Annotated in this window: 1 protein-coding gene; it reads left to right on the forward strand. The window is 73.6% G+C overall.

The genetic code is table 11. The features are described 5' to 3' along the window. Nucleotides 1–212: HAMP domain-containing sensor histidine kinase (locus tag G3I65_RS32615; RefSeq protein ID WP_160699502.1), on the forward strand; the 212-nt coding region annotated here is incomplete at both ends.

Raw genomic sequence — 212 nt, forward strand, 5'->3', positions numbered from 1 at the left:
GACGCCGGTGCGGTGCTCGTGCCGCCGCCGGGCCACGACGAGCCGGTGACCGTGCGCTGTCCGGAAGGCGAGCTCGCGCAGATCCTCGACGTGCTGCTCGACAACGCCGTCCACTACGCCGGCCGCGGCGCGAAGATCACGACGGACTGGGAAGCCGGCGCGGAGACCGCGACCCTCGTCGTCCGCGACGACGGTCCCGGACTGTCCACCGA

This window comes from Amycolatopsis sp. SID8362 (assembly GCF_010550475.1).
GTDB lineage: Bacteria > Actinomycetota > Actinomycetes > Mycobacteriales > Pseudonocardiaceae > Amycolatopsis > Amycolatopsis eburnea.